The sequence below is a fragment of the Paenibacillus sp. PvR098 genome (assembly GCF_017833255.1).
GTDB lineage: Bacteria > Bacillota > Bacilli > Paenibacillales > NBRC-103111 > Paenibacillus_G.
Map to the genome: position 1 here is coordinate 3,042,501 of NZ_JAFIBU010000001.1, position 22,614 is coordinate 3,065,114.

20 protein-coding genes and 1 other RNA gene (1 of these 21 cut by a window edge) are annotated in these 22,614 nt (G+C 51.2%); 3 read left to right on the top strand and 18 right to left on the bottom strand.

Features of this window, described 5'->3' with window-relative positions:
* From recR to rpoE, 14 genes are all read right to left on the bottom strand, one after another.
* Positions 1-7 carry the 5' end (the start) of a recombination mediator RecR gene (gene recR, locus JOE45_RS15140; protein ID WP_210019455.1) on the bottom strand. 590 nt of this gene lie to the left of the window's left edge, so 7 of the gene's 597 nt are visible here — the first part of the coding sequence; it begins with the start codon at positions 5-7; its stop codon lies beyond the left edge, outside the window.
* A gap of 70 nt (positions 8-77) precedes the next feature.
* Positions 78-389 carry a YbaB/EbfC family nucleoid-associated protein gene (locus JOE45_RS15145; RefSeq protein ID WP_210019454.1) on the bottom strand — a complete coding sequence of 104 codons (312 nt, stop codon included), beginning with the start codon at positions 387-389 and terminating at the stop codon, positions 78-80.
* Between the two features lie 29 nt (positions 390-418).
* Positions 419-2,188: a DNA polymerase III subunit gamma/tau gene (dnaX, locus tag JOE45_RS15150; protein WP_210019453.1), complete on the bottom strand. Its 1,770-nt coding sequence runs from the start codon at positions 2,186-2,188 to the stop codon at positions 419-421.
* Positions 2,189-2,261: 73 nt separating this feature from the next.
* Positions 2,262-3,323, bottom strand: coding sequence for an ATP-binding protein (locus JOE45_RS15155; protein ID WP_210019452.1), 1,062 nt, complete (start codon positions 3,321-3,323; stop codon positions 2,262-2,264).
* A 343-nt stretch (positions 3,324-3,666) separates the two neighbouring features.
* An RNA gene (gene ffs, locus JOE45_RS15160) (signal recognition particle sRNA large type) lies at positions 3,667-3,930 on the bottom strand.
* 47 nt (positions 3,931-3,977) lie between these two features.
* Positions 3,978-4,367 carry a hypothetical protein gene (locus tag JOE45_RS15165; protein WP_210019451.1) on the bottom strand — a complete coding sequence of 130 codons (390 nt, stop codon included), beginning with the start codon at positions 4,365-4,367 and terminating at the stop codon, positions 3,978-3,980.
* An 86-nt stretch (positions 4,368-4,453) separates the two neighbouring features.
* On the bottom strand, positions 4,454-4,651 hold the full coding sequence (rpmE, locus tag JOE45_RS15170) for a 50S ribosomal protein L31 (protein ID WP_210019450.1): 198 nt from the start codon (positions 4,649-4,651) through the stop codon (positions 4,454-4,456).
* A gap of 83 nt (positions 4,652-4,734) precedes the next feature.
* A complete protein-coding gene (locus tag JOE45_RS15175; RefSeq protein ID WP_210019449.1) occupies positions 4,735-6,012 on the bottom strand; it encodes a radical SAM family protein in 1,278 nt (425 codons plus the stop codon).
* A gap of 11 nt (positions 6,013-6,023) precedes the next feature.
* A complete protein-coding gene (gene rho, locus JOE45_RS15180; RefSeq protein WP_210019448.1) occupies positions 6,024-7,331 on the bottom strand; it encodes a transcription termination factor Rho in 1,308 nt (435 codons plus the stop codon).
* An 87-nt stretch (positions 7,332-7,418) separates the two neighbouring features.
* The gene (locus tag JOE45_RS15185; RefSeq protein ID WP_210019447.1) at positions 7,419-8,672 is read right to left on the bottom strand and encodes a UDP-N-acetylglucosamine 1-carboxyvinyltransferase; all 1,254 of its coding nucleotides are present in this window, start codon (positions 8,670-8,672) and stop codon (positions 7,419-7,421) included.
* 128 nt (positions 8,673-8,800) lie between these two features.
* The gene (fba, locus tag JOE45_RS15190) at positions 8,801-9,655 is read right to left on the bottom strand and encodes a class II fructose-1,6-bisphosphate aldolase (protein WP_210019446.1); all 855 of its coding nucleotides are present in this window, start codon (positions 9,653-9,655) and stop codon (positions 8,801-8,803) included.
* Positions 9,656-9,869: 214 nt separating this feature from the next.
* Entirely contained in the window at positions 9,870-10,262 is a 393-nt protein-coding gene (locus JOE45_RS15195; protein ID WP_054817043.1) for a response regulator, read from the bottom strand.
* A 252-nt stretch (positions 10,263-10,514) separates the two neighbouring features.
* Complete coding sequence (locus JOE45_RS15200) at positions 10,515-12,116, bottom strand: CTP synthase (protein ID WP_210019445.1); 1,602 nt, start codon at positions 12,114-12,116, stop codon at positions 10,515-10,517.
* A 168-nt stretch (positions 12,117-12,284) separates the two neighbouring features.
* On the bottom strand, positions 12,285-12,872 hold the full coding sequence (gene rpoE / locus JOE45_RS15205) for a DNA-directed RNA polymerase subunit delta (RefSeq protein WP_210019444.1): 588 nt from the start codon (positions 12,870-12,872) through the stop codon (positions 12,285-12,287).
* A 461-nt stretch (positions 12,873-13,333) separates the two neighbouring features.
* Here rpoE and JOE45_RS15210 point away from each other — a divergent pair, with 461 nt between their 5' ends.
* On the top strand, positions 13,334-14,500 hold the full coding sequence (locus JOE45_RS15210; RefSeq protein WP_210019443.1) for a S8 family peptidase: 1,167 nt from the start codon (positions 13,334-13,336) through the stop codon (positions 14,498-14,500).
* A gap of 25 nt (positions 14,501-14,525) precedes the next feature.
* On the opposite strand, the gene JOE45_RS15215 is transcribed toward JOE45_RS15210, so the two are convergent.
* Together JOE45_RS15215 and JOE45_RS15220 are read right to left on the bottom strand one after the other, a co-directional pair.
* Positions 14,526-15,011 carry a YwiB family protein gene (locus JOE45_RS15215; RefSeq protein WP_210019442.1) on the bottom strand — a complete coding sequence of 162 codons (486 nt, stop codon included), beginning with the start codon at positions 15,009-15,011 and terminating at the stop codon, positions 14,526-14,528.
* A 145-nt stretch (positions 15,012-15,156) separates the two neighbouring features.
* Positions 15,157-17,184, bottom strand: coding sequence for a beta-galactosidase (locus JOE45_RS15220; RefSeq protein WP_348632541.1), 2,028 nt, complete (start codon positions 17,182-17,184; stop codon positions 15,157-15,159).
* Positions 17,185-17,370: 186 nt separating this feature from the next.
* Between JOE45_RS15220 and JOE45_RS15225 the strand changes: the two genes are divergently transcribed.
* Positions 17,371-18,249 (top strand): metallophosphoesterase, encoded by an 879-nt coding sequence (locus JOE45_RS15225; protein WP_210019441.1) that lies wholly within the window; start codon positions 17,371-17,373, stop codon positions 18,247-18,249.
* An 82-nt stretch (positions 18,250-18,331) separates the two neighbouring features.
* On the opposite strand, the gene speB is transcribed toward JOE45_RS15225, so the two are convergent.
* Positions 18,332-19,201 carry an agmatinase gene (speB, locus tag JOE45_RS15230; RefSeq protein ID WP_210019440.1) on the bottom strand — a complete coding sequence of 290 codons (870 nt, stop codon included), beginning with the start codon at positions 19,199-19,201 and terminating at the stop codon, positions 18,332-18,334.
* A gap of 27 nt (positions 19,202-19,228) precedes the next feature.
* On the bottom strand, positions 19,229-20,056 hold the full coding sequence (speE, locus tag JOE45_RS15235) for a polyamine aminopropyltransferase (protein WP_210019439.1): 828 nt from the start codon (positions 20,054-20,056) through the stop codon (positions 19,229-19,231).
* Positions 20,057-20,334: 278 nt separating this feature from the next.
* Between speE and JOE45_RS15240 the strand changes: the two genes are divergently transcribed.
* Positions 20,335-22,407, top strand: coding sequence for a transglycosylase domain-containing protein (locus JOE45_RS15240; RefSeq protein WP_210019438.1), 2,073 nt, complete (start codon positions 20,335-20,337; stop codon positions 22,405-22,407).
* Positions 22,408-22,614 lie beyond the last annotated feature (207 nt).

Consider the following 22,614-nt stretch of genomic DNA (forward strand, 5'->3'; position numbering starts at 1 on the left):
AAAACAAGCGATTAGCTCCTCACACATTGAACTTGGAGGCCTTATAAGCCGCGCGCGGCTTCTTATCCGGTCTCCGTTTAGAATAATCCTGGAATGTTGAGACCGCCGGTCAATTTCGACATTTCTTTGCCGGCTGTTTCTTCCGCTTTGGTCATCGCGTCATTGATAGCGGTAAGCACCAGATCCTGCAGCATTTCGACATCGTCAGGGTCCACCGCTTCCGGCTTGATCACAACGGACGTAACCTTTTTCTGTCCGTTAACGGTTACGCTCACCACGCCGCCACCCGCTGTGCCTTCAAACGTTTTGTTAGCAAGGTCTTCCTGAGCCTTTAGCATTTGCTCCTGCATCTTTTTCACTTGCTTCATCATTTGGTTCATATTGTTCATAACGAAACACGCTCCTTCTGGTTAAAAAATTAGTCTTCTTTTATTTTCACCAAATCTTCACCAAACAATTGAATGGCTTCTTCGATCCACGCTTCCTTGCCTCCGCCGGTTTGTTCATCCTCCGGTACGAGCTGCAGCTCCTCCTTAGGAACATCGGATCCTCCTGCCAGCTCGGAAGCGGCATTCCAATCCTTCATCATGACCGTGACAAGCCGGTACGGCTGTCCGAGCACCTCATTCATAGCCTGCTCGATCAATTGTTTGTTCGCCGGCTTCTCTGTCGTTTCCCGATGCATGGCGCTCTTGAAGGCTACTAACAGTTGACCCTCGTAGATGGAAACCGGTTCGCCGTCCACTAACCAAGCGTGCACGGTAATTTTCATTTCCTTGACCCGTCCGAGCACTTGACTCCACTGCTGAACAGCGCCGCGAAAGGCCTCATCTTCTCGTCCCTGCAGATAAGCATCCAACTTTTCAACCGACTTCTTCGCAACAGACGGAGCAGAGGTTTGACGGCCCCCTCCGCCTTGTCCCGCCCTGCCACCTGTCGAAGAACCGCCTCCGGCAGGGGATATACCCTGTTTCATCAACTGGGAAAGCTGCTCTTCCAGCCGCTGTATACGGTTCACCAGCTGGCCTACCAACCCGTCTTGCCTTTCAGGAACAACAACTGCCGGAGTGCCCACAGCGGCACCCTGGTTTGAGGAAGTACCACCGACTTGTGTGCACAGCTTCATGACGGACACTTCGAGCAGCGTCTGAGGCTGTACGGAGTACTTCATTTCCGTCTGGTAATAGTTGAGCGTATCGATCATGGCAATCAGGTTGTCGCTTGTAAAACGCTCAGCCACCTCGGAGAACCGCTTCACATCAAGTATTCGTTCAGTGACAGCTTGTGACCCAGGCACCATCTTGACCATCAGCAAATCGCGGAAGTAGTAAATGAGGTTTTCCATACACTTGTCCGCACTTTTGCCTTCCTGCATAAAATCATTGATCAATCGAAGTGCTGCCCCAAAGTCTTTATCCTGAATAGCAGAAACAAGCTTTTCGAATTGATCCGATGCCATCCCGCCCGTTATGGACAGTACATCATCGTAACTCACCCGCTGTCCGGAAAACGCAATAATCTGGTCCAACAAACTAAGCGCATCGCGCATGCCCCCGTCAGAAAGCCTTGCAATGAATGCGAGCGCATCCTCATCAATCTCGATGTGTTCGCTGGCGCAAACCTCGCGAAGCCGCTCCACTTGCTCATCAAGCGTTACACGACGAAAATCAAACCGCTGACAGCGAGAAATAATCGTCGCAGGTATACGATGCGGTTCTGTCGTTGCTAGAATAAACATCACATGGCCAGGCGGTTCTTCCAAAGTCTTGAGCAGCGCATTGAAAGCCTCTGTAGTCAGCATATGCACCTCGTCAATGATGTACACCTTCTGACGCACTTCGGTAGGTGCATATTTCACCTTGTCGCGAATATCACGAATCTCCTCGACCCCGCGGTTGGAGGCCGCGTCAATTTCCACGACATCCATTACCGCTCCTTCGGTAATGCGCAGGCAGGCTTCACAATGGTTGCAAGGCTCCACACTCGGGCCGTTCTGGCAGTTGACGGCTTTGGCCAATATTTTGGCTGCGCTCGTCTTGCCCGTCCCCCGTGGACCACTGAACAAATAAGCGTGGCTGAATCGCTCTTCGCGAAGCGAATTTTGCAAGGTTTGGACAATATGCTTCTGACCCACCATATCCTGAAAGGATTGAGGTCTCCATGTTCGGTATAAGGCGATATGTGCCATCTTGCCCACTCCAAATGTTCGTTTATTCAATCCATTATACTACACATATGAGCAGGTTTGAAGTTTTCAGTCCTTAGGGAAAAGGGATACTCAAAATAAACGTGGTCCCGAATCCTTTGGATGAAACCCGAATATGCCCTCCAATATCGTGAATGATTCGCTGACAGACGGACAACCCTAGCCCCGTCCCCTCCACTTTCGTTGTAAAAAAAGGATCGAATATTTTATCCACAACATACATTGGAATTCCTGGACCCGTGTCATGAATCACAATATTGACCTTACGCTCCTCAAGATCCACCTTTTCAGTTATCGTCAAAAATCCCCCGTCTCCCATAGCTTCGATTCCATTCTTGCTTATGTTAAGAAACACCTGTTTGAGCATCTCGCGGTCAGCTACGACATGAGGAAGACCGTACATGGCCTCGTACTGTACGACGACGCGGTGCAAAATGGCTTCATTATTGATAATCGGCAGGATGTCCCGCAGTACCTGGGATACATCGACCTTATCGTATGTAACGTTCCTCGGCTTGCTAAGCAGCAAAAACTCATTGACCAGCTCATTGATCCTGTTGATTTCTTGCAGCATGACCTCCGTATAACCGCTTTCCTTCTTGAGTCCTTGGTCCTGAAGTGTTTTACGAATGACCTGAAGAAAGCCTTTAATGGAGGTAAGCGGATTGCGAATTTCATGTGCCGTACCTGCTGCAATCTGACCGATCATAGCCAAACGGTCGCTTCGCTGTACCTGCTCCTCAAGGGAACGCAGATTGGTAACATCCTTAAAAAGGATGTAAGCCCCTACCACCCGGCGTTCATCGTCTTTTAGCACATTCGAATCAACAAGCAGCTCGTATCTTTCCTGATTGTTCGTCCATGACAGAGCGTGGTTACGCACTACCATGCCGTCCAAAATGCTTCTTTGTACCAGTTGATGTTCCGCAGGCAAATCGGCAAACACCCGTTCCATCGGCAAGTGGAGAACCTGTTCTCTATTTAAACCGAGTACACGGCAGGCCATGTCACTAATATCAATCAGCTCAAAGTTCGTATTGATCAGCATAACTCCCAAGTTGACATCCCTTAAGAAAGCGCCTGCAAATTGCTGAAGCAAATTCAATTCGTGCCGCAACGAATTCCCTCCCCCCTTGTATCTCTGATAATAGCCTGCCGCACAAGACCAATATGGTTGTACGTCTTACCAGCCTAGTTAACTTTAGTATACAATTCTCCTATTTTTTTCATTTTCCTTCCCTAAAAAGAAAAACTTTAACGAAGGCATTCCAAGGAGCCAGAGCTACAGGATTGCGCTGCAAACCCGCTTCGTAAGCAGTATATTTTCTTGAAACATCCGAAAGCTGATTCTCCGGATCAAACTTATACTTTCTGATGTTATAAAAAAACGCCGAATTGTAGACCTTATTCGGTCTTCAAATCGGCGTTCGCGTTCATTGTATAAATAATAAAAAATAAAACCGTGCACCTACCTTGATATTACGATCCAAGTGGAATTTTTATCATCAGCTCAAGTTAGGCCACCCTTCGGCACATGAAACATCCCGCTTACGGCTGCTTCCTTCCGGACCTGACCGGATTCACAGGCATCCATTGCGAAGGACCCGACTCTCAACACCAACTTTAAAACCCAACCCTTACATCGCAATACCGCGAATAGGCGTTCGACCCCGCTACAGCGGATTGCAGGTTACAGGGCACCGCTACCTCCCCGTCTAGCACGGCATAGATAAGTATAGACGATCCCTTAGTAAATAGCAACTCTGTGGAGTTATTTGGCAGAAACGTCGATATCCATATTATATCTTGGCAAAGCTGCGGCCAAAACGGACGGCGCCTCGCGCTTGATTCGCGCAATCTCCTCCGCCCCCGTACCCACAGGCACATTGAGCCTAACATGAGCTACAGGACCATTCAATGTGATCGATGTTTTCGTAACCATGGGAAACCGTTCTTTAATCGCAGCCTCCAGCACGCGAATATCTGCAGAGTACGTCCGGTACGTATTGCTTAACGGCATATTAGGGTTCACTTCCGTAATCCCCAGCAGACCGTCTTTTCGATGCTGCTTCGCTTCTTGCCGGGTATTCCCGGCCCCACAAGCTGTCATAACAGATACCAGCAGCAATAAGGCGATAAGAGCTGAACATCTTTTCTTCATAAAAAACACCTCCTGCAGCACTAAGATACGTAATCTTAGAATAGCCACAGGAGGTGCAGTTCATGCTGTATAGAATCTGACAAAAATTAAATACCGTATTTCTTCTTGAATTTATCTACGCGACCGCCAGCATCCAAGAATTTCTGCTTACCAGTAAAGAATGGGTGGCAAGCGGAGCAAATCTCTACACGGAGGTTTTGCTTGATGGATCCCGTTTCAAACGTGTTACCGCATGCGCAAGTAGCAGTCGTTTGATGATATGTCGGATGAATTGCTGTTTTCATTTCGTCTTTCACCTCTTTTGCCCTGAAACACCATGTGAATCAGAGTTATCTTATAACACATATGAACGGATTATACCATGCGGCTACCCACGTTGCAAGTGTTTCTTACGTTTGTCCGTCAGCTCTTGTGGCACATGCGTATAGGAACCGAGCACGACCTCCGGAAGCTCTTCGCGGAAAATGTCCAGCATCTGTTTCATCCCGTAACGCTCCCCGCGAGGTTTAGGAATGAGTTCCAGATAGCTTTCCGGATCGATGTTCAAATTCCTCAGCTGGATCAGCTTCAAATCGGTGCGGCGCGCAAATTCGATCATCGCTTCTATCTCTTCTTCCCGATCGGTAACTCCTGGGAAAATCAGATAGTTTATCGAAGTAACGACACCGTGATCGGCTGCATAGCGCAACGATTTCTCCACATTCTTCAGCGTATAGCCACGTGGCTTGTAGTATGCATTGTAATGGTCGTCTAGTGCACTGATGGTGCTGACCCTCATCAGGTCTAGACCAGCGTCGACAATACCACGGATATGATCCGTTAGACCTGCATTCGTATTAATATTAATGAATCCCGTGCTCGTCTGACGCCGAACCTCTCGCATCGCTTCGATAATAATCTTGGCCTGCGTCGATGGTTCACCTTCACAGCCTTGCCCAAAGCTGATGATGCTCTCAGGATGTTTAAGATGCTCCAGCATCACTTGCACGACTTCCTCTACGGAAGGCTTGAAGTTCATCCGAGTCTGAGGGGCCGGGAAGCCGCTGTCCTCAGGCTGTTCGGAAATACAGCCAAAACATCCGGCATTACAGGAGAAGGATACCGGGACGGCTCCTTCCCAACGATTTAAGAACGTGTTCGAGGCCGTTAAACATTCATATTCTAGCGCACAATTTGATAAGTGCTGATAAAGCCGATTTTCTTTGTACTGTCCAAGAAGCCGCTGAACTTGAAGCTCTAGCTCGGTTGGATCACAGTTCCTTGGGTTCCAGCGCTCGGGATCGTCACATGCTTCGGCCGCTACGTAAAATCCGCCGTCCTTCCAAACGACAGCCGTGTAGCCAAATAAAGGAAGCACCTTCGTCTTGTCGGCCTTCACGTAACCAGGCAGCAGCAGCCGGGTAAAGCCCTGCGGCAGCAAAGCGCCAACAGCTGACACTTCTCCAGGCACGATCTGCATTTCACCTGTCTGAGCGTGGATGCCGATGGGACGCGTATCAGGCAAACTGACGAGGGTAGCACCTTCCGGCAGCGGAATGAGCTCTTCCTCCAGCACTTCGGTTACTGTCTCACCGCTGCGCCCAAGACCCATAAAGTCCGGATGATCGTAAACGTTACCGTCACGATCGGCATAAACCAAATTCATAATACACCCTCCTACGAGACGGAATGCTTAACGCGCCTAGAAGCACCGCCACTGCTGCCGGATTGCGGACTCCCTCCGCTTGGGTCCAGCGTATCCAGAAACTCTTGATTCGTCTTCGTATCCCCAAACTTCTTAAAGAATGCTTCGATGTAATCGTGGGAATCGTTCATCCCCTTGCGGATCGCCCACACCTTATCGAGTTCCTCTTTAGTTAAGAGCATTTCTTCACGACGCGTTCCGGAGCGGCGAATGTCGATTGCCGGGAAAATGCGGCGCTCCGCCAACTTGCGGTCCAGATGCAGTTCCAAATTACCTGTACCCTTAAATTCTTCGTAAATGACTTCATCCATACGCGAGCCCGTCTCAATGAGGGCCGTGGCAAGAATCGTCAAGCTTCCGCCTTCCTCGATGTTCCGCGCCGCACCAAAAAATCGCTTTGGCCGGTGGAATGCGCCCGGATCAATCCCCCCGGACAGCGTGCGCCCCGTCGGCGGAACGACAAGATTGTAGGCGCGTGCCAGACGCGTAATGCTGTCCAGCAAGATGACAACATCCTTCTTATGCTCTACCAAACGTTGAGCACGCTCGAGTACCAACTCGGCCACCTTAATGTGGTTTTCCGGTACTTCGTCGAAGGTTGAAGCAATCACCTCTCCTTTGACAGAGCGCTGCATATCCGTAACTTCCTCCGGACGTTCATCGATCAGCAGCACGAATAGCTCTACATCCGGATGATTCGTCGATATACTGTTGGCAATTTCTTTAAGCAGCAGCGTTTTCCCGGCTTTCGGCGGGGCAACGATTAAACCGCGCTGTCCAAAACCTACGGGAGATAACAGATCCATCAATCGGGTAGAAAGTTTGGAAGGGGATGTTTCCAGGATTAGTTTCTTCTGCGGATAAAGAGGAGTCAGCGCCGGGAAGTGCAGCCGTTCCGCCGCGGTTTCCGGATCCTCTCCGTTTACGGCTTCCACGTGCAGCAAACCGAAATATCGTTCATTTTCTTTGGGCGGCCGACACTTCCCTGAGACCACATCGCCGGAGCGAAGATCAAATCTGCGAATCTGAGAAGCCGAAATATAGATGTCCTCGCTGCTCGGTAAGTAGTTAATCGGTCGTAAAAATCCGAATCCTTCTTGCAAAACGTCCAGAACACCCTGCATAAACATCAAGCCGCCTTGCTCGGCTTGAGCGCGTAAGATCGCAAAAATAAGTTCCTTTTTCTTCATCTGCCCGTAATACGCAATTTGGTATTTTTTAGCAAGCGTGTATAATTCCGTGAGCTTCAGCGCTTCCAATTGCGCTAGATGCATATCCATACATATCCAACCACCAAACTATTAAATTTTCAGACTACGCATAATATCTATTATAGGAATACCCAATTAAAAAGGTTTTATACCGCTTCAATCATGCTTTCGCCAGACTTCGGCTCCCAGATTTGATAGATTGGTCACAAGATGATCATAGCCCCGGTCGATATACTCCACGCCCGTAATTTCCGTAATTCCTTCCGGAACGGTCAACCCTGCGATCACAAGCGCTGCGCCTGCGCGAAGATCCGTCGCTTTCACCTTCGCAGCGGTAAGGGGCCCTCCCTCGATAATCGCTGAGCGGCCTTCGACTTTAATGCGCGCTCCCATGCGAACGAGCTCAGGAATATGCTTAAACCGGTTGCTGTACACAAAGTCCGACAGAATGCTGACACCCTTGGTCTGCGTAAGCAGACTGCTCATCGGAGATTGAAGGTCCGTCGCAAAACCAGGATATACAAGCGCTTTAACATCAACACTTTCATAATCAGCCTGTCCTACCACGCGAATCGATTCGTCCATTTCATAGATGTGGACGCCCATTTCCTGCATTTTCGCCGTAATGGCCTCCAGATGCTTAGGAATGACGTTGTCCACAATCACGTCGCCACGGGTCGCGGCGGCGGCAATCATATAACTGCCTGCCTGAATCCTATCCGGAATAATGGAATGCCTGCAGCCGTGAAGCCCGTCCACGCCTTCGATCCGTATGGTTTCGGTACCTGCGCCCTTGATTTTGGCTCCCATCGAATTCAAAAGTGTTGCTACATCTATAATTTCAGGCTCTTTCGCCGCGTTTTCGATTGTTGTGACGCCTTTGGCCCGTGAGGCCGCCAGCATAATATTTATCGTCGCCCCTACGCTTACGACGTCCAGGTATATCTTGGCTCCGTGCAATTCCTTCGCCTTGATATGCAGAGCCCCGTTCTCATTCGTAACCGATGCCCCCAATGCTTCAAAACCTTTGATATGCTGGTCAATCGGCCGCGGTTCAAAATTACAGCCGCCAGGCATGCCGATGGTCGCTTCGCGGAATCGTCCCAGCAGCGCTCCCATTAAATAGTATGATGCTCTAAGCTTTTTGACATTTCCGTTCGGCATCGGTCTGGAAGTCAACCGACTCGAATCAATGATCATTTGATCCTCATTCCATTCGACGGTTGCACCAAGTTCCTCAAGAATCTCCGTATAAATCGCCACATCGCTTAATATAGGCAAATTGTCCAGCGTTACTGCGGATTCTGATAAAATGGCAGCCGGTATAAGCGCAATCGCACTGTTCTTGGCCCCGCTGATCTGAACTGTTCCACGCAGCGGACGTCCGCCGGCAATCATCAGTTTTTCCATTCGTTGTTCTTCCTCCTACTTCACCACATGAAGGCGATCAAACCCAATGCAAACAAACTTGTGGTGTATGTCTCAAAAAAATAGAAGGGAAACACACTGAGAGACCCAGTGCATTTCCCGCTGTAGCCTTAGGCTTGGTTGGAACTTCCGAACAGCTGGATTTTTGATTTGACCACTTCAACCATGGCCTTGCGAGCAGGAGTGAGGTATTTACGGGGATCGTACACTTTCGCGTCTTTGTTCAACACTTCACGGATCGTTTGCGTACAAGCTACTTGATTCTCAGTGTTTACATTGATCTTCCCTACACCCGCTGCAATCGCTTTGCGAATCATTTCATCAGGAACGCCGGAGCCGCCGTGCAGTACAACAGGAACCGGAATCGCGCTCGCTACCTTCTCAATGATGTCGAAGCGAATATTCGGCTCTCCCGCATACATGCCGTGCGCCGTACCTACAGCAATAGCCAAGCAATCAACACCCGTCTCTTCATAGAAACGAATCGCTTCTTCAGGTTTGGCCAAAGATGCATCAGCCTCGTCCACACTGATATCGTCTTCCACGCCGCCGATGGTTCCAAGCTCACCTTCAACGGATACACCCATCGCATGAGCTGCCTTTACCACTTCTTTGGTCAAACGAATATTTTCTTCAAACGAATAGTGCGAGCCATCGAACATGACAGAGCTGAAGCCTGCACGGATACATTTCATGGCAACTTCAAAGCTGCTGCCGTGGTCCAGATGCAGTGCGATCGGAAGTCCAGACTTCTTCGCAGCCGCTTCGGCCAAAGCCACTGTAAATTCCATACCCATATATTTCAGAGCACCCTCGGAAACGCCAAAAATGAAAGGTGATTTCAATTCTTCAGCTGCCTCTGTAATCGCTTGGGCAAATTCCAGGTTATTCATGTTAAACTGGCCTACGGCAAATTTATTTGCTTTGGCTTTAGGAAAAAATTCGTTCATGGAAACAAGTGGCATGGTAATTCTCTCCTCCTAGTATAAATTGAATTCTTCGGCTTGAATACCGTTCTAAGGTCATACTGGCCTATTATACCATACAAATGTACAAACGAGAATCCCGGGATCAATGGCAGATGCCTTCACCCGGACCAGACATGTCATAGGGGTTAAAGAGGCTGCAGTATACGCTTTGGTCGGTTTGATCTATTGTCTGCAAAAAAAGAGACCCTTTTCAGGATCCCACGGCGTATGAGCTGTTATTCGAGGAGCGCAAATGTTGGTTAACGGCTTGACGAAGTTCATCGATATCGAAAGGCTTCGTAAAGTGCATAATCGCTCCAAGGTCAGTGGCTTCTTTGATCATGTCCAATTCCCCGTATGCAGTCATCATAATGACTTTGATCGAGGCGTCAATGCTCTTAATGTGCTTCAAGATATCAAGACCGTCCATACCTGGGATCTTCATATCCAAAAGAACAAGATCAGGCGACACGTTTCTGACGATTTCCAGCGCCAGTTTCCCATTGGATGCTTGGTATGTCTCGTACCCCTCGCTGCTGAATACCTCCATCAGCAAAATACGGATACCATTCTGATCGTCAACTATGAGCAGTTTCTTCTTCAAGTGAGCACCCTCCACTTCCGTTTTTCCTAATTGTAGGAAATTCCGTCCAAATTTGTACGCCTTTCAAATATTCTATACCAGATACGCAATTCCTGCTGTCTCCGCCAAAAAATATTGAAAAGTTTTACAAATCAAGCAGACATTACAGAATAGTTCCGTTTAGCCCATAAGCGGGGGAGGGGCTTCCGCCCCCCCCTACTTCCCTTGTTATGCGGCTGCCTGGCCATCCATACGGAATGCAAGTCATAAAAATTATCGGGTGAGTGAATATGCAGCTTGTACAAAATGTTTAAATAGCGGCTGCGGACGATTCGGTCTAGAAGCGAATTCCGGGTGGAACTGCACCGCCAAAAACCAAGGATGGTCCGGACATTCGACGATTTCCACCAACCGGCCATCAGGACTAGTTCCTGAAATCTGCAGTCCAGCCGCTTCAATGGTATCACGGTATTCATTATTGAACTCATAGCGGTGACGGTGACGCTCGTATACAAGCTCGTCATTGTAGCAATGCATCGCGAGCGAGCCCTCTTTGAGCTTACATGGATACAATCCAAGACGCATCGTTCCGCCCAAATCTTCAATGTCCTTCTGCTCAGGCAGCAGGTCAATCACCGGATAAGGGGTTGTCGGATGGATTTCCGAGCTGTTCGCCCCCTCAAGATTAAGCACCGAACGCGCATACTCGACAACGGCAACCTGCATACCAAGACAGATACCAAAGAATGGCACTTTGTTCTCGCGGGCGTAGCGGATCGCCGTAACCTTGCCTTCAATACCGCGGTCTCCAAAACCGCCCGGCACTAGAATTCCCTGCACACCTTTCAGTATATCGCCGACGTTGTGGTCAAATATTTCTTCCGCATTCACCCAGCGGATCTTCACTTCCGTGTTGCAATCGATGCCCGCATGACCTAATGCCTCGACAATACTCAGATAAGCGTCATGAAGTGCTACGTATTTACCGACGATGGCAATTTCGGTCGATTCTTTAGGCGATTTAACGCGTTTGACCATGTTTTCCCATTCGGTCATATTCGGCTCGTTCGTGGACAGCTTCAAATGGTTGACTACGATGTCGTCAAGCCCCTGCTCACGAAGCATCATTGGAACCTCATACAACGTTTCTGCATCGCGCGCTTCGATGACTGCGCCTGGGTCGATATCACAGAACAGCGCCAGCTTACGCTTCATGTCTTCTGCCAGCGGATGCTCGGTACGGCAGACGATGACATGAGGTTGAATGCCGATGCCGCGGAGCTCTTTTACGCTGTGTTGAGTCGGCTTCGTTTTGACTTCTCCCGCAGCCTTCAAATAGGGAATCAATGTCACATGAATATACATGACGTTATCCCGGCCGATGTCACTTTTGATCTGCCGGATGGCTTCGAGAAACGGCAAGCTCTCGATATCGCCTACCGTACCGCCAATCTCCGTAATGACGACATCAGACTGAGCTTCGCGGCCAGCGCGGAATACCCGTTCCTTGATCTCGTTAGTAATATGAGGAATCACCTGTACCGTACCGCCCAAGTATTCGCCGCGGCGCTCCTTTGCAATGACGGAGGAATACACTTTACCGGTTGTGACGTTGCTGTTCTTGGACAAATTGATATCGATGAAACGCTCATAATGGCCAAGGTCGAGGTCTGTCTCCGCACCGTCGTCCGTTACGAATACTTCGCCATGCTGGTAAGGACTCATGGTTCCCGGGTCAACGTTGATATAAGGATCGAACTTTTGAATCGTCACCTTGAGCCCGCGATTCTTGAGCAATCTACCCAGTGACGCGGCCGTAATACCTTTTCCCAAAGAGGAAACAACGCCTCCGGTCACGAAAATATACTTTGTCATTATGTAATACCTCCCAAGTTTAGCTTCCCTAAAAAAAAGAAAAAGTCCCCCGCTCCGGCGGGGCACTTTTATCCAGAAGGACCTCATGGTCCATAACGTTCATCTAAAGCCCAGAAAATAGTTTACTCTGATCAGACCAAGCTGTCAAGGAGAAAGGAGTCGCCGGCATTATTTGCCGTCTTTGTCGTCGTCTGCACTCTCGTCTTCTTCGTCCAAATCGTCGAGATCTTCATCCAGATCGGAGTCTTCCTCATCGATCTCGACACCATCCAGCTCCTCTTCCTCAGCTTCTTCTTCCTCGAAGAATTCTGTTTCTTCTTCGACCTCCTCCTCCTCTGCTTCAAAGTCATCGCGAGGAGCATCGTAATTATCGTATTCTTCTTCTACAAAAGAATCTTCTTCCTCGGCGAAGATGTCCTCATCATCGAGATCATCATCTTCGTCGTTAATGATGCGCGGACGTTTGCCGCTTCCCACCGCATCCTCTGATTTCTCCACAGGATACCAACGCTTCAGGCCCCACAGGTTGGTGCCTACGCAAGCAAAACGACCATCAATGTTGATTTCGGTATATAGCTGAGCAATGACTTGCATAACTTCGTCATCGGACAGACCTTTAATTTTAGCAATTTCCATCATCAAATCCCGATAGTAAAACGGCGTATTCGCCGCCTTCAGCAGTTCAAAAGCGAGATCCACCATAGGCATTTCCTTGGCTTGCTCCGCACCGATTTTAAGCAGGTTCTGAGCACTCATTTCGGGGCACATCCCTTCCGACATTTATGTATGCTGCACTGTTACAATAAAGCGTGTCCGCTCACAGTCGTCAGCTTTTACCACTACAATATCCACTATCTCCAATTAGTAAACCTTATTTTATGCAAAAATGCAACTGCTTTAGGGGCTTTTATCAAAATGAAACGAAGGATTGCGCCATATGTCGTGTCCCGAAGCTGCCGGGCGGCATGTAAGCGGAATCCTTCGCTCTGACTGTATCCCCAAAAGGCCTAAGCTGAGCCCTTCGGCCCGTCCCTTGCCCCCTGATCCTTGAAGGGAGAACGATAGACACTCCCCCTTAATATCGTATGTAAACCCCCGTGCTTTGACACGGCCTGAAACTTATTTATTTTCATAAGGGTTATGCGCTCATACGGGAAAATACCGTCCTACATACGATATACAACAGGAATGCTGGCAAGCCAAGGGGGGGAAGATAGTTGAATCCTTCAACATTCGTTGCGTGGCTTCACGAGGCACTCGAAGACTCGAAGAACTCCGAGAAGCGGCATATCATCCGCTTCGTTCACGGGCGCGATTATGCTGCTTTTGCCCGACAAATCAGCCGGCAACGCAAATCGCTGCCCCTGCTTCACCATATTCAGCCGCTCCGGCTGATTCGCGGCATCTCGTGTACTTTACGGTCGACAGGGAAAATCAACTCTGTTCCCTTTATCCACTCCATTGAAGAGGATAACCGTGCTAAAGTACACGGCTTCGGGAATATGGCCTGGGCCCTTTCGTCCTCTGAAGGCAACCGACTTGTCGAGAAAACGGTCATTCCTTGGGGGATCCGGCACATCCGCGCACCCCAGACCTGGACCAAGTCACAGGGCGATCGGGTACGTATTGGCATCATCGACACCGGAGCCGACTTTTCGCATCCCGACCTTCGCCATAGCCTCTCCCGCGGCGTCAATATTTTTAACCGCCACATGCTTCCTATGGACGATAACGGCCACGGGACGCATATCGCAGGGACAATTGCCGCTTTTTCCAGACAGAAAGGAATGGTTGGCGTAGCTCCCGGCGCGTTGATTCATCCGGTTAAAGCGTTCGATCACCAAGGGGGAGCCTTTGTCTCGGATATTGTCAGCGGAATCGACTGGTGCGTCTCGAACGGCATCGATATTATCAATATGAGCTTCGGAATGAAAACGTACAGCAAAGCCCTCGAAGCCGCGGTGCTCAGCGCTTACCAGGCCGGGGTCATCATCGTCGCCTCCTCAGGCAACGAAGGCAAGCTTGCGGAGGTCGATTACCCTGCTCGGCTTCGTCAGGTTATTGCGGTGGGCGCCACAACACGCAAAGGACGGATTGCCCCCTTCAGCAACGCAGGCAGGCAGATCGATATTTATGCCCCCGGGGAGAAAATATATTCCACCTGGCTGCGCGGCAAATACCATGAGCTCAGCGGCACCTCGATGGCCACCTCACACGTGTCTGGCGTCATCGCGCTCATGCTGGCACGAAGACCGGGACTAAAGCCGCTTCGAGTAAAGAGAATTTTAAGCAAGAACTCGCGCTTCATCATTAAATCCGGAAGAAAAATCAGCAGGGCCAGAGAAATCCATGCTCTGCGGGCTGTTTTGGCCGTAAGCAAATAATCTAGTCTGCCCTTGGCAGCCGGGGCTAGACCTGATCCTCCAGCAGAACCGCACGGAGTGAAAGACGGTATTCCCCTGCATCCTCACCCATCACAGACAGCTTATAGCTCCAGCCAATGGTCAACGAACCCTCAGGAACGCTGATGATGCCATCCAAGCTGTTCGGCAGATCACCATACTGCACATCCAGGCTGACGGTTTCTGTCTCCAGCTCCATCCGGCCTTGTTGGGTATGCAGATACCCTATATGCCGCTTCCCGGCGATAAACGATTGTTCAAAGCGGACATCGCCATGCCTGACGATTCGGAGTTCCTCCCGTTCCACTTTGAACGTAGTAACGGTACGGCCCATCTCCGCTTCAGGCGGCTCATCGTAGCGAATGTACAGCAGCCGCCCCTTCAGGAACAAGTCGCCTTCCATACTCCGCACGATTCGTTCACCCGCGGCGGTGCTTTCTAATGTAATGCTGACTCGGCGTCTCCAGGCTGCCGACGTTTGCTTGTCCGTCATCTAATCTGACCCTCTCCCGTAAATATTGATACGCCTAATTGTATAGGAAAACAGCGGCGACAGCTAATGTATACAATGACGGCAAAATACAGCCACATGACTTTGGAATCCAGCTTCCATGCGTCATGTGGCTGTATTTTGCTGCTTATGATAATGCCAGGATCGCCACATCATTAGGCCCAAGCGCTATAGTTCCATGTACAGAACAGCCGGTAATCAGCTCCGAATAGTGTACATGCTCCGGCAGGGAGATTACGGTATGTTCCTGCCGATGATTGAGTAGGAACATATAGCGTTCGCCATCCTTGTAACGGACGGTGACCTCGACCCCTGCCGGTACGCTTAGCGGCGGTTCAATGCCAAGACCGCGAAGCGTCTCTGCGAGCAGATGCGCGGTGAATGCAGGATCCGGTTGAGTGCCTACGTAATAAGCGCGTCCTTGCCCGAAGTGATGGACCGTAACCGCCGGAGCCCCCGAGAAGAAGTCCGATGTAAAGGCGGCGATCGCTTCCGCACCTTCCAGACGAATGAGATCCGCCCACAAGCTGCAAGGATACTCACCATCGGCACCCCTTAGGGAGGACACGGAAATGCCATTGGTTTGGCCTGGCAGCATCGGATCAAACTCCTCAACCGTAAGCCCCAGCAGCGAGCGAAACGGCGCTGGATACCCGCCAAGGTGAACCCGGTCGTTCTCGTCCACGATGCCGCTGAAGAAAGTCAGGATCAGCGTTCCCCCGCCGCGGACATAACTCTCCAGGTTAGCGGCTTCTCCCATCTTCACCATGTAGAGCGCCGGAGCGACGACCAGCTTGTAACCGCTCAAATCGGCTCCGGGCTGCACGAAATCTATACCCACGTTAGCCTCGAAGAGAGGCTTGTAATAATGCTGAATCTGCTCGATATACTTCACGTCACGGCTTGGCTTCGAGTCGAGCTCCAGCGCCCACCAGTTGTGCCAGTCGAACACGATCGCCACAGGTGCCTCCACCCGTGAATTAACTAGCGTATCCAGACGCTGCAGCTCCAGACCCAGCTGCTTCACCTCGCGGTAAATACGGCTGTTAGCGTCTCCAGTGTGGGTTACCATCGCGCCATGAAACTTCTCGGCGCCTGCACGGGACTGACGCCATTGGAAGAACATGACGCCATCTCCGCCGCGAGCCACCGCCTGGTAGCTCCACAAACGCATCACGCCCGGACGCTTGAGCGGATTACGCGTCCGCCAGTTCACCTGACTCGTCGCCTGCTCCATCAGGATAAACGGTTCTCCGCTCTTCAGGCTCCGCATCAAATCATGCTGCATAGCCGCAAAGACGGGAATCCCGCCCATAGGCTCCGGGTAGCTGTCCCACGTCACAACATCCATGTGCTTCGCCCATTCGAATTCATCCAAGGGCTTGAAGGCTCCCAAAAAATTGGTCATGATCGGAAGCTCCGGGGTGATTTCACGCAAAATCCGGTATTCTCCCAAATAAGCGTCAAGCAGACTGTCCGACATAAAACGGGCATAATCGAGCTGCCCCCCAGGGTTTGAGTAGGTAGGCGTTTTGCCCGGAAGGCCGATTTCTTCCCAGTCGTAAACCTTCTGGCTCCAAAAATTCGTCCCCCAGCGGCTGTTAAGCTCCTCCAGGGCGCCGTAGCGCTTTTGCAGCCACTGCCGGAACTCCTTAGCGCACTCGCCGCAATAACATCGCGAAATATGGCATCCGTATTCGTTGTTGATATGCCACATGGCTAGCGCCGGGTGATCCTTGTAGCGTTCAGCGAGCAGCCGTACCAGCTTCTGACCATACAGGCGGAACGCCTTGCTGTTCGGACAATAATGCTGCCGGGAGCCTTGGACATAACGCGCTCCATTCTCATCGACGGGCAGCGATTCGGGGTGGAGCTTGGCAAGCCAAGCTGGAGGAGAAGCCGTGGCAGTAGCTAAGTCTGCTTTGATTCCGTTTTCCGCAAGAAGGTCCATCAATCGATCCATCCAAGCGAAATCGTACCTATCCGGCTCAGGCTGAAGCAGCGCCCAACTGAAGATGCCGATACTGACCATATTGACACCCGCTTCTTTCATCAGCTCCATGTCCCTGGCCCACACTTCCTCCGGCCATTGCTCCGGATTATAGTCCCCGCCGTAGAACAGATGGGGCAGCTTCGCATTCTTACCTATGCTCACATGTAACCCTCCTCATCATGCAGACTCTTAAATAACATGATATGAGCAGGCCACCAGACGGATGACTGTCGTTTCCATTCATTCGTGAAACCAATCTCTGCTTTTTTACGTCTAATAGGATACGATGATACTTTATGTATCTGCATTCGCATCATTGCACCAGAAGTCCTGGAGGGTCATTTATTTATGGAACCGAACACAAGTAAGCCAAAAAGAAAAATATCCCGGAGATCGTTTCTCAAAAAGGCCGCTTTAACAGCAGCAGGCATCATGGCTATTCCCCCCACGGCCTATGGATATGCGCGATATGCGGAACGCAAATGGCTTGAGATTAACGAAGTCAATCTGTCCTTGCCTAGATTGCCTCAAGGGATGGATGGCATCCGAATCGTCCAATTCAGCGATGTCCACCTGGGCTTCCATTATGACGCGGGGGAGCTATTCCAGCTTGCGGAAACGATCAACGGGCTTCAGCCAGAAATCATCTGCTTCACAGGGGATTTAGTCGATTACGCCATTGGTCGGGATGGGGGACGCTGCGTAGAGGCTTTAACGGCTATGAAGGCGAAGTTCGGTAAATTTTCTGTACTCGGGAACCACGATTATTATAATGGACCGTCTAAAGTTACGGAGCTGTTAACCAAAGGCGGGTTTCGCATGCTTCGTAACGACTTGGCGGCGGTTGAGCGCAGCGGAAACTCCATGTGGGTTGCAGGCGTAGAGGATATGTGGATGGGAAAGCCCGATATAAAGAAGGCGACTCGTCTGACCAAGCCGGACGACTTCGTCCTGCTGATCGCGCATTGTCCCGACTTTGCCGATGTCGCCCTAGAGCATCAGGTGGATCTGCAGCTATCAGGCCACAGCCATGGCGGGCAAGTGCGGATTCCGTTGTTAGGCCACGTCGTGACCCCCAAATTCGGCAAGAAGTACGTGATCGGTCAATACACGCTCGGCGACGGTAAGCTGCAGTTGTACGTGAACCGGGGCATCGGCGTCTCGCAGCACCCCATCCGGTTCCTGTGCCGGCCGGAGCTTACAGTACTCACGCTGCGCCAAGCCTAAGCAGGTTGTCATATCGACACACACAAGAAAACCGGCCCTCCGCCAATAGTAATGACGGAAAGGCCGGTTTTATTCATTCGTATTATTTTACCAAGCCAAGCAGCATTTCGCGGATCAGCTTACTGGCGACGATTTGAGTTTGCTCTGTCGGATCATAAGCCGGGGCAACCTCTACAATGTCGGCGCCGACGAAATTCAGCCCCGATGCAGCCATTGCGTGAATCGCTGCGAGCAGTTCCTTCGACGTGATACCGCCCGCTTCCGCGGTCCCCGTGCCCGGCGCGCACATCGGATCGAGCACATCAATGTCGATCGTCAAGTAGACAGGGCGGCCGGCAAGCTCTGGCAGCACTTTCTTGAGCGGCTCAAGCACCTCGAACGGATAGAAGTTGATGTTCTCCCGTCCGAACTGGAACTCCTCGCGGGAGCCGGAACGGATACCGAACTGATAAATGTTCTTGCCCCCCATCAGCGCAGCCGCTTTGCGTACCGGCGTTGAGTGGGACAACGGCTCGCCTTCGTAATGCTCGCGCAGATCGGCGTGAGCATCAATGTGGATCAACGCGAGGTCCGGGTACTTGGCATACACTTCCTGGATCACAGGCCAAGATACGAGATGCTCGCCGCCAAGCCCGAACGGGAATTTGCCGTCAGCCAGCAGACCGCGCACATACTCGCCGATGATCTCTAGGCTGCGGCCCGCGTTACCGAAGGGCAGCAGCAGGTCGCCGGCGTCGAAATAGGTAATCTCTTCAAGGCTCTTGTCCAAATATGGGCTGTACTCCTCAAGGCCGATCGACACCTCGCGGATGCGTGCAGGGCCGAACCGGGAGCCCGGACGGAAGCTTACTGTATAATCCATCGGCATGCCGTAAATAACCGCACGGGACGCCGCATAGTCATCCGAGCTAAGGATATAGACGTTGCCGGAATATTTTTGATCGAGTTTCATAGGTTTTGATCTCCTTGGTTTTGGCGATTACTTCGTCAAATCTTCCACAAACTTCGGCAGCGCGAAGGCAGCCTTATGCAGGCGCGGCGTGTAGTATTTCGTGTCGATCTCCGGAATCTTCGTTTCGTCGACGGAGAGCGGATCGTACTTTTTGCTGCCCATCGTGAACGTCCAGAGGCCGCTTGGGTATGTCGGGATATTGGCGCAGTATACGCGCACAATCGGGAAAATCTCTTTTACGTCGCGGTTGACGCTTTGGATCAGGTCCGCTTTGAACCAAGGGTTGTCCGTTTGGGCCACAAAGATACCGTCTTCCTTGAGCGCGTCGTAGATTCCTTTATAGAATCCCTGTGTAAATAGTGAAACGGCCGGGCCGACTGGCTCAGTGGAGTCCACCATGATTACATCATAAGTGTTTTTATGGTCATGGATATGCATGTAGCCGTCGTTCACAACCACTTCTACGCGCGGGTTGTCCAGTTCACCGGCGATGGAAGGCAAATACTTCTTGGAATACTCGATGACTTTGCCATCGATTTCAACAAGGACCGCTTTCTCCACTTCCGGATGCTTCAGCACCTCGCGGATCACGCCGCCATCGCCTCCGCCAACGACCAGAACATGCTTCGGATTCGGATGCGTATAGAGCGCAGGATGCGCCACCATCTCATGATACACGAACTCGTCCTTCACGGTAGTCATAACCATTCCGTCTAACACAAGCATGGTGCCCCACTCAACCGTTTCGATCATAGCGAGGTCTTGAAAATCGGTTTTCTCCGTGACGTGTGTCTTGCTGATTTTTGCTGTAATGCCGAAGTTATCGGTTTGTTTCTCTGTGTACCACAATTCCATATGTAATTCCACCTTTCGCATAAGCGCATTTTCATCGGCTTCCATCCCAATGGAGAAACCGCAGGACGGGCGGATAACTGTTATTTTGGTATGTTTCAGCCGGTCTCTTGCATGTCAAATTGTATTATAGTGTATCTACCCGAAAATGCAAATACGAACGCAGGGAAACGGGTTGTTTTTTAAAAAATTGTATCGTTTCTGTTACATTCCGATGAATAGGTCTTTCTATGTTTTTCCATAATGGATAATAGATCTTATTTAGGGAAGGAGCGGATGACATGAACGAGGAGCGGAATAATAGGCCTGCTGCACAAGACGAACCCTTAGAGCGCTTAATGAAGCGAATGAAGGCATGGGCTTCGTTTTCTTTCACTTGTCTGATTCTCGGTGCGGCCGGGTTGTTGGTTGCGCTGCTATTCATGCGTTCGCAGTCGCTTCCCGTATCCAAAATGGCGATGGCTTCCGAAATATACGATGTGAACGGTACCATGATCGAAGCGCACGGCGGGAGCAAAAATCGCCAAATGATCTCTTTGAAGGAGATATCCCCGAAGGTCATTGAAGCGACGCTCGCCATTGAAGACAGGAACTTTTACGACCATTACGGGTTCGATCCCAAAGGCATTGCCCGGGCCGCCTGGGTAAACCTTCAGCATATGTCCAAGGTGCAGGGAGCGGGCACCATTACCCAGCAGCTGGCGCGGAACCTTTTTTTAACCCACGAGAGAACTTGGTCGCGCAAAATCAAGGAAACCTACTACGCCGTGCAGTTGGAGCTCCAGATGAGCAAGGAGCAAATTCTGGAGCAGTACTTGAATCAAATCTACTACGGTCACTCTACATACGGCATTCAAGCGGCTTCCTTGTTGTTTTTCGGCAAGGACGCATCGCAGCTGACTCTGGCGGAAAGCGCGCTGCTGGCAGGCGTGCCGAAAGGTCCGCGATACTATTCCCCTTACTATGATTTGCAGAATTCGCTAAACCGTCAAAAAACAGTGCTGCAAACCATGGTTGAAGCCGGCTATGTCACACAGAGGCAAGCGGATCAAGCCGCGCGGGAGAAGCTGAACATCCTGCCGCTGGAGGATAAAAAGCCGGTAACGGCCCCCTACTTCCGCGACTATGTGCGGGGAGCGGCCACGGAACTGCTCGGAATGGAGGAGAAGGAGTTCGAGGAAAGCGGACTTCGGATCTACACATCCCTTGATCTGAAGGCCCAGAAGATTGCTGAAGATGTTGTCACGGAGCAGTTGAAGGATTACCCGGAGCTGCAGACCGCGCTGGTTGCAATAGATCCCCGCAGCGGTTATGTGAAGGCGATGGTCGGCGGGCGCAATTACGGGGAGAACCAATATAACCGCGTGTTCGCGAATACACGGCAGCCGGGATCGTCTTTCAAGCCGATCGTGTATTTAACGGCTTTGAAGGAAAAGCAATTCTCGCCGGTCACCCGGTTCCTCAGCGAGCCGACCACGTTCACCTATGATCAAGGACGGCAAACTTATACGCCCAGCAATTTCGGTAACAAGTACTTGGATTGGATCGATTTGCGTACGGCTGTTGCCAAGTCCGATAATATTTTCGCAGTACACACGGCGCTGGAAACGGGACCCGACCGTGTCATTGAGATGGCACGCCGGATGGGCATCACAAGTCCGATGAAGCCAGTGCCGTCGCTGGCGCTCGGCACATTCCCCGTCAGCCCGTTCGAGATGGCGTCAGCCTTCGGCATCTTGGCCAACCAAGGCGTGCGCGTCGAGCCGACGGCAATCCTCCGCATTGAAGACCGGCGCGGACGCTTGCTCTATGAGGCTGCGCCGAAGCAGGAGGCGGTCATCGAGCCGGCTTACACGTACGTGCTGACAAAGCTGATGGAGAGCGTCTTCGACCAAGGCGGGACAGGAAGCCGCGTGTCACGTGTGCTGAAGCGCCCCGTGGCCGGGAAGACTGGCACGACGAACGCGGACGCGTGGCTTGTCGGCTACACGCCGGAGCTTTCCACTGCCGTATGGGTCGGCTACGATAAGGACCGCAACATCAGCTCGGTGGAATCGCACCTCGCAGCGCCAATCTTCGCCGAGTTCACGGAGCGGACGTTGGAGTCGGTGCCCCCGAAGCTGTTCCCGATCCCTGAAGGCATCGTGAATGTCTATATCGACCCGGCGACCGGCAAGCTCGCGAACGAGAGCTGCCCTGATTCGCGGCTGGAAGCATTCGTCCAAGGCACGGAACCAAAGGAATACTGCACGCAGCAGCCGGCACAGGACGACAGAGACGGAGGCACAACGCCAGGCAAAGGCAAACCGAACGGCTCATGGTGGGAGGACCTAAAGCATTGGTGGAACAGTTAGCGACAAGAACAGAGCCTTGGGAATGCGGATAGCGCGGATGTGTGTTTTGGTTGATGTGATTGATTGGTTGGTGCAGGTAAGTGGCAGTTGATGATGCGTGTATAGTGTGTATGCCATAGAAAGCAGGCTCAACACAGCCCATAAAACTGCCGAACCTCACCCTCACCTGTCTCAAATATCGTCTGCTTATGCTACAATGACGCTAAT